Source organism: Pseudomonadota bacterium (assembly GCA_011049115.1).
GTDB lineage: Bacteria > Desulfobacterota > Anaeroferrophillalia > Anaeroferrophillales > Tharpellaceae > DSCM01.
On record DSCM01000117.1, the window covers coordinates 30508 to 40898 of the forward strand.

Sequence of the window (10391 nt, forward strand, 5' to 3'; positions counted from 1 at the left end):
GATGTCGGGCTTGAGTCATCTTGATATTCGCGGCCAGGCCGCCATGGTCGATGTCGGTGGTAAGGCGGAAACCCGGCGTTACGCTCGGGCCTGGGGCATGATTCGGATGGACCCCGCCACCTTGCAGCTGGTGACTTCGCAAAAGCTGGCGAAGGGAGATGTCTTCGCGGCGGCACGTTTGGCGGGGGTCATGGCGGCCAAGCGTACCGGAGACTTGATTCCGCTCTGCCATCCTTTGCCTTTGACCTGGGTGTCACTGGAGCTCTTTCCCCTGGTCTCGCAATCGGCCGTGGTGATAATTGCTGAGGCTTCCTTAGTCGGTCGCACTGGAATCGAGATGGAGGCGCTGATGGCGGTCACCGTTGCGGGCCTGACGCTTTACGATATGTGTAAAGCGGTCGATAAGTCAATGATTCTGGAGCAGGTTTCCCTGCTTGAAAAAAAGGGGGGCCGCAGCGGGCATTATTGGGCTCCGCAGGCCTGCCGACTTCGGGTTGGGATCGTGACCGAGCTTGAAATCGGAGACCGAGTCGAGTGGAAAATGGGAGACGGCCAGACCGTCTCATTTCATCACCGCCAAGCGGCCGGTTTGCTCCTGGCTGAATCAGATGCGAAAGGACTCGCCATGATTCAGTCAATTCGGGATGAAGAGGATAAGGTGGTTGTTATGGGTGGGGTTTTATTGCAGACTTTGCCTTGTCGTAGTCCGTCTTCTCAGGGGGGGTTTGCGGTTGTTAAACCTGGTATGATTGAAAATGAGGCGCTGCTGGCGGTGCTCGGTTAAAGTTTTTCCGGCGGGCTCGTCGACTGGTTGTAAACCTTTTCCAGGTGTAGGCAAGAAAACTTAATGGCCTTACGGCGAGAGGTAAACCGGGTGGTAATAGGTTAACGGGAGTTGCTGTATGGGACGAAAAAAAGATGAAACCATTGAGATGCTTTTTTCCATGAAAAATAAGATGGATCGTTTCTTTTCTGCCTCTGATAATGAATTTAACCTGGACCCGCATTCCGGCAGCCAATGGTCTCCCTCCATGGATCTCTTTGATTCGGGGGATGAATATCTGATGATAGTTGAAGTTCCGGGAGTGGAAAAAGATCAGCTTGAGCTATCTGTCTGCGCGGATAAGGTGGTGATCAAGGGTTGGCGCGAGGATAGTGCCGCCTTTACCAGGGCGGAGGTTCTTTGTTTGGAACGAGTCAGAGGGCGCTTTGAAAGAGTAATCCTGCTCTCCGATGCGGTTGATGCGGAGGGGGTTAAGGCCAGTCTGAAAAATGGAGTGTTGACGGTTCGCCTGCCCAAAAAAATTGCTGAAATCGGCAAGAAAAGCATCAGTATTGAGTGATTCTGTGAGTGGCGTCCCAGGTTTTTGCAGAGCCCTTTTAACCCCGGCCAAGATCAATCTCGGACTTAAAATTGTCAGACGGCGGTCGGACGGCTATCATGATATCTATAGTGTCATGGAGCCGATTTCCCTGGCCGATACATTGTATTGTGAGTTCACGCCGGCGCCTGACCAGGCTTTTTCCATTGACTGTCCTCAGTTGGCTGCGTTGGCCGGGGAAGATAATCTGGTTCTTAAAGCAGCCCGCCGGATGGTGGAAATTGCTGATCGCCGGGGCTGCCGGAAAACCGGTAGCTGGAATTTTTTTCTTGATAAAAAAATTCCTACTGGAGCCGGGTTGGGCGGGGGGAGCAGCAACGCCGCCGCTGTGATCAGTTTGCTCGATAACTTTCTTGAACTCAACCTGCAAGAGTCGGAGATTGTCGCTACCGCCGCCGCGGTTGGTGCCGATGTGCCTTTTTTCCTCAATCCGGGGCTGGTTCTGGTCACCGGGACCGGTGACCATCTGACGCGCCTAGGGCCACCGCGGCCCCGTTATTATCTGCTCGTGAAACCTCCGTTCTCCGTTGATACGGCCTGGGCTTATTCGGCTTTGCATCTGGGTTGCGAGACGAGGATGATAAGTTATGATGTCGGGCAATTCCAGCAGGGCGCGACGACGTACGGGTATGAACTGGAGAATGATTTTGAGCTGGTTGTGTCGCGTCGTTACCCCATGCTTGCAGAGATAAGGCAAAGAATGACTGCATGCTCGGGTTGTCTCGGAGCGCGAATGAGTGGCAGCGGTTCGGTGATTTACGCGGTTTATGCCGACCTTGAAAACGCTCTCCGGGCGGAAAGACAGATGCAGCATAGTCTGCGGGGGCAGGGTTGCTGTTTTTACGTGGCCAGGAACTTAGTCGGGACTTGAAACCGGGTTGTGTTTTGTTTCTTGTTCGGGGTTTTATGAAAATAAAACAACCCAGATATCATAACATACTTGACTTGTCTTACCTTTTTCTATATTAGGGGCGGGTCTTCGATTAAGGCTTAATAAAGGGGCGTCGTCAAGCGGTAAGACACAGGCCTTTGGAGCCTGCATTCGTAGGTTCGAATCCTACCGCCCCTGCCACCGGCAGTAGAGGCTTATCCCACTTTAGAAATTAGACAATATACCAAAAAGGATCCGGTCAAATTAATTCATGGAGAGACTGAAAATTTTCGGCGGCAACTCGAATCCGCTGCTTACCAATGCCTTGTGCCGTGACCTCTGTGAACCGCTCAGTAAAGGGGTGGTGAAACGTTTCAGTGACGGCGAGATTATGGTGGAGTTGCATGAAAGCATGCGGGGGATGCATGTTTTTGTGGTTCAGTCTACCTCTGCGCCGGTAAATGCAAACCTGATGGAGCTGCTGATAATCATTGATGCCTTGAAACGGGCTTCCGCGGCGGAAATAACCGCAGTTATTCCCTATTATGGTTATGCTCGTCAGGATCGCAAGGTGGCGCCGCGCGCCCCCATCTCCGCCAAACTGGTAGCTGACCTGCTGACGGTTGCCGGCGCGCAAAGGGTTCTGACTGTCGACTTACACGCCGGCCAGATTCAGGGTTTTTTTGATATCCCGGTAGACCATCTCTATGCTTCTCCAGTGCTTTACTCTTATGTGCAGAATCATATCAAAGGTGATCTGGTGGTTGTTTCCCCAGATGCCGGAGGGGTTGAAAGAGCTCGTTCCTTTGCCAAGAAGCTCAAGGTTTCGCTGGCGATTATCGATAAACGCAGAAGCGGTCCCAATGTCATGGAAGTGATGAATGTCATCGGGGAAATTGAAGGGAAAACCGCGATTCTGCTGGATGATATGATTGATACGGCAGGAACCCTGACCCAGGCGGCCGACACCTTGGTTGAAAAAGGAGCGACCGCCGTATACGGGCTGGCCACGCATGGAGTGCTTTCCGGTCCGGCATTGGAAAGAATTGAAAGATCAAAAATTGAAAAGGTTGTTATAACCGATACGATTGCGCCGAATGATCGAACCCAGGCCTGCGCCAAGATCGAGGTTCTTTCGGTTTCGTCCTTGCTGGCTGATGCCATTAAGAGAATCTATTTCGGTGATTCGGTCAGCGCCCTTTTCGGTTGAAAAAGAAATCCGCCCGTTTTGTTGAAGCGGGAGACCGGTCTTCTGGAAAACGTGGCTTATTGTGTTTAAAAATATGATTTAACTGACTTTTTTTCGCTGGCGCTGAGGTCGAGTCGGTTTGTTCAAGGGAGGTTTTGAAGGAACATATGGCTATTTCCGAATTAGTGGTAGAAAGTAGAACGGAGAGCGGCAAGGGGTATGCTGCCAGATTACGTAAAACCGGAAAAATTCCTGCCGTGAGATATGGAAAACAGTGTCCGGTCAGTTTTTTTGCGGTCGACCGCTCCGCGATGGAGCGTCTTCTCAGCGAGGGCGGCGGCAGTTCATTGGTCGCCCTGAATGTAGATGGCAAAGGCCAGAATGATGAGTTTCTGTCAATTGTTAAGGAGGTGCAGCGAGACCCGGTCAGTGGCCGTCTGATTCATGCCGATTTCTACGGGGTTCGTTACGGGGTGCCGATCTTGGTCGAAGTTCCCGTGGTTTTTGAAGGTAAGGCGAGGGGAGTGGCGGAAGGCGGTCTGCTTCAGCCGGTGCGGAGAACCCTTGAGATCAGGTGCCTGCCTCGTAAAATTCCTGAGCATATTGTCGTTGATGTCACTTCTTTGGGCATCGGGGATGCGATTCACGTCAATGACCTTCGGGTAGAGGACGTCGAATTTGTGGCGCCGGTCAATTTTACGATAGTTACGGTTCAGGGCGTCAGCGGCGATGTCGCAGTCGAGGGAGAATCGGAGGCGTAAGCAACCTGGCGATTGTTTTATTTGTGAATTCCTAAATGACTCTGAAACTGGATTCAGGGCATTACCTGATCATCGGCCTTGGTAATCCGGGGCCTGAGTATGTCGGAACTCGTCATAATATCGGCTTTCTGCAGCTTGATGCCCTGTTGGAAGCAAATAATATCGCGCATTCCTTTTGTTTTCTGGATGCGTACTGTACTGAGGTTTTTTTCTTAACGCTGGCTGATAAACCGGTCTGGTTGCTGAAGCCGCAAACCTTTATGAATCAGAGCGGTTTGGCGTTAAGGGCGGTGCTGAAAGACAATCCCGATCTTGATCTAGGTAAAGTCGTGGTCGTGCATGATGATCTCGATCTTCAGCTGGGACGGATTAAATTTAAGTCCGGAGGGGGTAGCGGCGGTCATAACGGTCTGAACTCAGTGCTGCACGAGATCGGAAGTGATCGTTTTCTGCGGCTGAGGCTGGGTATCGACAGTGGCCTGCGGAATCGGGATACGGTAGGGTTCGTACTTTCACCCTTTGCGGACAGCGAGAAGGGCCTGATGCGGGAGGTTTTGCGAAGGGGCGGCGAGGCACTGCGGATTTTATTGCAAAATGGACCGGTTGTCGCCATGAATCAGACCAATTGTCGGATTAGCGTTTAGTCCGTTTTATTTTAATGATAGCAGTGCAGTAGTTTAACCAAAACCGTATCACAAAAAGGAGGGAATGTATGGAAAGTTACACCATGTATGCACCTATTCTGGGGGTTATCGGCCTCCTCTTTGCCGGGGTGCTCTACTCTTACGTCGTTAAGCAAAGCGCCGGTAACGACAAAATGAAGGACCTCTCGGATGCTATCCATTCAGGAGCAATGGCTTTTCTGAAACGTGAATACAAGATACTGGCGGTATTCGTCATTGTTGTTTTCGCTCTGCTTTACGGATTTCTGAATGAGCAGACGGCTTACGCCTTTCTCGGCGGGGCCTTTTGTTCGGTGCTTGCCGGTTATTTCGGCATGGTTGCAGCAACCCGTGCCAATGTCAGGACCTCGGCCGCGGCGAATGAGTCGGGTCAGGCCAAGGCTCTGAGCATCGCCTTTTCCGGCGGCGCCGTCATGGGGATGTGCGTGGCTTCCCTGGGGTTGATCGGGGTAGGCGTTCTGTTTTATCTCTATGGTGGGTCACCTGAAAGTTCCAGCTATATCAGCGGGTTCGCGATGGGCGCCAGCTCGATCGCCCTTTTTGCCCGTATTGGCGGCGGTATCTATACGAAAGCCGCTGATGTCGGGGCCGACCTGGTTGGTAAGGTCGAAGCCGGTATTCCGGAAGACGACCCCCGCAACCCGGCCACCATTGCCGACAATGTCGGTGATAACGTGGGTGATATCGCCGGTATGGGCGCCGATATCTTTGAGTCCTATGTCGGATCGGTAATCGCAACCATCGCGATCGCGGCGACGGCAACCGGCGCGATGTATGAAACGGCTCGTTATACCTTCATGGCCTATCCCCTGATTGTGGTTATGATCGGAATCGTCAGTTCCATGTTGGGTATCCTGTCCATGAAGATTCTGGAAAAGTATAACCCGGCGGATGCCTTGCGCTATTGCACCTTTGTCGGTGCCGGCGCCCTTTTGATCGGAGCATACTGGGCCGCTAAGTACATGGGGCTGCCGATCGGTGCTTTCTGGGCCCTGACTTTTGGTTGTGCCTGCGGTATTTTGATTGGTATCACAACTGAGTACTATACGGCCGGCAAGCCGATTATTAAAATCGCCGAAGCCAGTAAAACCGGTCCGGCCACAAATATCATCACCGGTCTGGCCGTCGGTATGGAGAGTTGTGCTATTCCCGTACTTCTGATCTGTGCAGCCATCTTCGGCGGTTACAAGTTCATCGGTCTTTATGGTATCGGCATTGCCGCGGTTGGCATGCTGGCCACGGTTGGGGTCACTATGTCGGTTGACGCTTATGGCCCGATTGCCGATAATGCCGGTGGTATCTCTGAAATGTGTGGACTGGGAGAGGAAACTCGCAAAATCACGGATGGGCTTGATGCTTTAGGTAATACGACGGCTGCGATCGGTAAGGGATTTGCTATCGGCTCGGCCGCGCTGACTGCTTTGGCGCTGTTTTCGGCCTATGGTTCGGCGGTTGGTCTGCAATCTATTAATCTGACTAATCCGATGGTGGTTGTCGGCCTGTTTCTCGGTGGTATCATTCCTTTTATGTGCGGCGCTTTGACCATGTCCTCGGTTGGGCGGGCTGCGTTTGCTATGGTTGAGGAAGTTCGTCGCCAGTTCCGCGAAATACCCGGCATCATGGATGGGAGCGGTCGTCCGGAATATGAAAAATGTGTCGATATCAGCACGGCTGCCTCCCTACGTGAGATGGTGGTTCCCAGTCTGATGGCGGTTATCTCCCCGATCGCTGTGGGCTATTTCCTGGGCGCTGAGGCTCTTGGCGGAATGCTGGCGGGAGCCACCCTGGCTGGGGTCTTTATGGCGCTCTTTATGTCCAATGCCGGTGGGGCCTGGGATAACGCCAAGAAATACATTGAACAGGGTCATATCGGCGGTAAAGGTTCGGATGCGCATAAAGCTGCAGTTACCGGTGATACGGTGGGCGATCCCTTCAAGGACACCTCCGGTCCGGCCATGAATATTCTGATCAAACTGATGTCGATTGTTTCTCTGGTTATCGCGCCTCTGCTGGTTGCCATGTAAGAGAAGCCTGCATGGTATAAGGTACAAAACGGGCCAGCGCCTTTTACAGGCGCTGGCCTTTTTTACGTCTTGACAAGGTGGGTGATATAGGGCTAATCTTCGACTTTATCAGTTGTAAGCTTGATAATTTCCATACAGGGAGTATTTTGGAGAAAGTTTATGTCGGGTCATAATAAATGGAGTAGTATCAAACATAAAAAAGGTGCTGCTGATGCTAAAAGGGGAAAAATTTTTACTAAGATCATTAAAGAGATAATTGTGGCGGCGCGTAGCGGGGGGGGTGACCCCGATATGAATCCGCGTCTGCGTACGGCAGTGAGCGCGGCTAAAACCGCAAATATGCCTAAGGATAATATCGAGAGGGCGATTAAAAAAGGGACCGGAGATCTCGATGGCGTTCAGTATGTAGAATATACCTATGAGGGTTACGGACCTGGAGGTGCGGCGATCATGCTTGATATTCTGACCGACAACAAGAATCGGACCGCAGCCGAGGTGCGCCACATTTTCAACAAGGGTAATGGGAATTTAGGTGAAAATGGTTGTGTCTCCTGGATTTTTGAAACCAAGGGTGTGATTGTTTGTGAGCGTGATAAGGTGAATACTGAAACGTTATTTGAACTTGCGCTGGAGGCCGGTGCCGATGATGTTTTAGATGAAGAAGGTTCTGATAATATTGAGATTCATACGTCACTGGAAGCCTTTGATGAGGTTCGGGACGCCCTGGAACGGGCTGAAATTGCAATGTTATCGGCGACGGTTGATAAGGTTCCATCCAATACTGTCAGTCTTGAAGGAAAGGCGGCGGAACAGATGTTGCGCTTGCTTGATAGCCTGGAGGACTGTGACGATGTTCAGAAGGTTTACTCCAACTTCGATATTGATGATGCGATTTTAGAGGAGCTTCAGGGCTGATGCTGGTCTTGGGGGTTGATCCTGGGAGCATGGTTACCGGCTATGGTTTAGTGGAAAGAAAAGCTGGTTGCTACAACTGTCTTTATCATGAAGAACTGAATCTGCCGGTCAGGGCGGATGTCGGCGCCAAGCTGGCCCTGATTTTTGATCACACAACGCAGCTCTTGCATGAATTCAGGCCCGAGATGGTGGCGGTTGAAGGCGTTTTCTTTGGCAGTAATGTCAAAAGTATGCTCGTATTAGGGCAGGCCCGCGGAGCGGTCATGGTCGCCTCAGCTAAAGCGGATAAAGCCATTTATGAGTATGCTCCGGCTTTAGTGAAACAGGCCGTGACGGGGTGTGGTAGAGCCGGAAAGGAACAGGTTCAGCAGATGGTGAAAATTTTATTGCGGCTAGATCAGATCTGTGGCGAACATGCTGCCGATGCTTTGGCGGTGGCACTTTGTCATCTGCAGCAGATCCAGTATCGCCCGGGTGAAAAAACATGATTGGTCGCCTGCGCGGCTTTCTGATCCTTAAAAACGGCAGTGAAATTATGGTTGATGTCGGTGGGGTCGGTTATCGTATGCTGGTTTCAGCCGCAACATTGCGGCTGTTGCCGGGAATTGATGCCGAAGTAACCTTATGGGTGACCACCAGGTTCAGGGACGAAGCCATTGTTCTTTATGGTTTTCTCGAACAGCGTGAGCAGGCCATGTTTCTGCGTCTTTTACAGGTTAGTGGAGTTGGTCCGAAGCTCGCTTTCGCAATTATCGCTGCAGGTGATATCGGTCGTCTGCAGCGGCAGATAGTTAATCAGGAGGTCGATGAGCTGGCAAAACTGCCAGGGGTGGGTAAAAAGTTATCAAGGCGACTGGTGGTAGAGCTGGGAGATCAGTTGAAAACGGAGGTCGGTTTTTTTTCTGATAATGTCTTAGGTGTTGATAACGCAAATGAGACAGGAAAAACCCAGACTCTGGCCGAGTTAAAAGCTGCCCTCCAGGTATTAGGCTACCGTAGCAGTGAGGTGGAGGAACCGGCGTTCAGAGTTGTTCGGGAAAATTACGGGGAATCTTTGGAACGTCTTCTTAAACTAGTCTTGCAGGAGCTTCACCGTGGCTGACGAACGCTTAGTGCAATCCCTGAAAAGCGCGGAAGATGATCTTGAAGAGGGCCTGCGGCCCCATTCCCTGGTTAATTATGTAGGTCAAAAAAAAATGCTCGGCAATCTTAAGGTTTTTATCGAGGCGGCACGCGGCCGGAACGAGGCGCTTGATCACTTGTTGTTGTACGGTCCGCCTGGTCTGGGTAAAACTACTTTGTCACGGATTGTCGCTGCTGAAATGGGAGCTCAGATCCGCGGGACCTCCGGGCCGGCGATCACCAGACCTGGTGATCTGGCCGCGATTTTAACCAACCTGCAGCCCTACGATATTCTGTTTATTGATGAGATTCATCGTCTCAATCGGACCGTTGAGGAAATCCTCTATCCGGCTCTGGAAGATTTTAAGATGGATATTATTATCGGTCAAGGGCCGGCGGCGCGTTCCATTTCTCTTGATATCCCCCCGTTTACCCTGGTGGGAGCTACTACGCGTGTAGGTCTGCTTTCTTCTCCTTTACGGGATCGTTTCGGGATCGTAATGCGGCTGGAATTTTATCAGGTCGAGGAGCTCGCCAGAATTGTTGGCCGATCCGCTAAAATCCTGGGTATCAGCATTGATAAAGTCGGGGCTTGTGAAATCGCTCGGCGTTCCCGGGGTACGCCGAGAATTGCAAACCGCTTGCTGAAAAGGGTGCGTGATTTTGTTCAGGTGGCCGGTTCTGGTCTGATCTCCCAAGATAGCGCTGCGGCCGCTCTTGACAACCTTGATATCGATAGTCGGGGGTTTGACCACCTTGACCGACTTTATATGCAAGCGCTTATTGGTAGCTTTAACGGTGGTCCGGTCGGCATTGAAACCTTGGCTGCCGTACTCAATGAAGAGACTGACACCCTGGAAGATGTCTGCGAGCCTTATCTGTTACAGGTGGGGTTTTTGGCTCGGACTCCCAGAGGCCGGGTCGTGACCGATTCGGCGCGTGAATATTTTTGTATGTAAAAGCAATTTGTAATTATTCAGCGAAAAAAATTGCTAAATCTAAAAAAAAGACTTGACACAGGTTTTGGCCTTTTTTTCGATTTTTGGTTTGCCCAAACAAGTCATCATATTTTGACCGCAGGAAGTCTGTGTTGAACTGATACTGCAGTCTTTTCCAACACACATAGCTTCTTGCCCGGCGCCAAAATTTAAAGTCCCGTAAAATCGATTATATTGAGCGAAATTTTGCTTTTAAAACCTGTGTTATAATGCTTCCACAACACAGGGAGAAAATCGAAAGACAATTGAAAATATCGATATCCAGGCAACCATCGAAAAAGTACAGGCCCTGATTCGGGACGAAGAACAAATGCCGCCATCAACCGATCCCTTGAGGAAACGGCAGCCCCGGAAAAAAAGAAACAAAAAACCCGGTGGCCAAAATGGTAGAGTTGGAGTTACGTTTGAAAGGGTCGATGATCCGGACATCATTGAAGATATCAAGG

At 51.1% G+C, this 10391-nt stretch carries 11 protein-coding genes and 1 tRNA gene; all 12 read left to right on the top strand.

All coding sequences use genetic code 11. The features are described 5' to 3' along the window. The first annotated feature begins 1 nt into the window (after window position 1). The gene (gene moaC, locus ENN66_10505; protein ID HDS17011.1) at window positions 2–784 is read left to right on the top strand and encodes a cyclic pyranopterin monophosphate synthase MoaC; all 783 of its coding nucleotides are present in this window, start codon (window positions 2–4) and stop codon (window positions 782–784) included. 118 nt (window positions 785–902) lie between these two features. Continuing rightward, window positions 903–1343, top strand: coding sequence for an Hsp20/alpha crystallin family protein (locus ENN66_10510; GenBank protein ID HDS17012.1), 441 nt, complete (start codon window positions 903–905; stop codon window positions 1341–1343). Then, window positions 1306–2253: a 4-(cytidine 5'-diphospho)-2-C-methyl-D-erythritol kinase gene (gene ispE, locus ENN66_10515; GenBank protein ID HDS17013.1), complete on the top strand. Its 948-nt coding sequence runs from the start codon at window positions 1306–1308 to the stop codon at window positions 2251–2253. The genes ENN66_10510 and ispE overlap by 38 nt, the downstream gene beginning before the upstream one ends. 126 nt (window positions 2254–2379) lie before the next feature. After that, window positions 2380–2454, top strand: a tRNA-Gln gene (locus tag ENN66_10520). A 70-nt stretch (window positions 2455–2524) separates the two neighbouring features. After that, window positions 2525–3463: a ribose-phosphate pyrophosphokinase gene (locus tag ENN66_10525; protein ID HDS17014.1), complete on the top strand. Its 939-nt coding sequence runs from the start codon at window positions 2525–2527 to the stop codon at window positions 3461–3463. A gap of 146 nt (window positions 3464–3609) precedes the next feature. Further along, entirely contained in the window at window positions 3610–4203 is a 594-nt protein-coding gene (locus ENN66_10530; protein HDS17015.1) for a 50S ribosomal protein L25, read from the top strand. Window positions 4204–4238: 35 nt separating this feature from the next. After that, a complete protein-coding gene (locus ENN66_10535; protein HDS17016.1) occupies window positions 4239–4847 on the top strand; it encodes an aminoacyl-tRNA hydrolase in 609 nt (202 codons plus the stop codon). A gap of 68 nt (window positions 4848–4915) precedes the next feature. After that, entirely contained in the window at window positions 4916–6910 is a 1995-nt protein-coding gene (locus ENN66_10540; protein ID HDS17017.1) for a sodium-translocating pyrophosphatase, read from the top strand. Window positions 6911–7069: 159 nt separating this feature from the next. After that, window positions 7070–7825, top strand: coding sequence for a YebC/PmpR family DNA-binding transcriptional regulator (locus ENN66_10545; protein HDS17018.1), 756 nt, complete (start codon window positions 7070–7072; stop codon window positions 7823–7825). Beyond that, on the top strand, window positions 7825–8313 hold the full coding sequence (gene ruvC, locus ENN66_10550; GenBank protein HDS17019.1) for a crossover junction endodeoxyribonuclease RuvC: 489 nt from the start codon (window positions 7825–7827) through the stop codon (window positions 8311–8313). The genes ENN66_10545 and ruvC overlap by 1 nt, the downstream gene beginning before the upstream one ends. Then, a complete protein-coding gene (gene ruvA / locus ENN66_10555) occupies window positions 8310–8927 on the top strand; it encodes a Holliday junction branch migration protein RuvA (GenBank protein HDS17020.1) in 618 nt (205 codons plus the stop codon). The genes ruvC and ruvA overlap by 4 nt, the downstream gene beginning before the upstream one ends. Continuing rightward, the gene (gene ruvB / locus ENN66_10560) at window positions 8920–9906 is read left to right on the top strand and encodes a Holliday junction branch migration DNA helicase RuvB (protein HDS17021.1); all 987 of its coding nucleotides are present in this window, start codon (window positions 8920–8922) and stop codon (window positions 9904–9906) included. The genes ruvA and ruvB overlap by 8 nt, the downstream gene beginning before the upstream one ends. Window positions 9907–10391 lie beyond the last annotated feature (485 nt).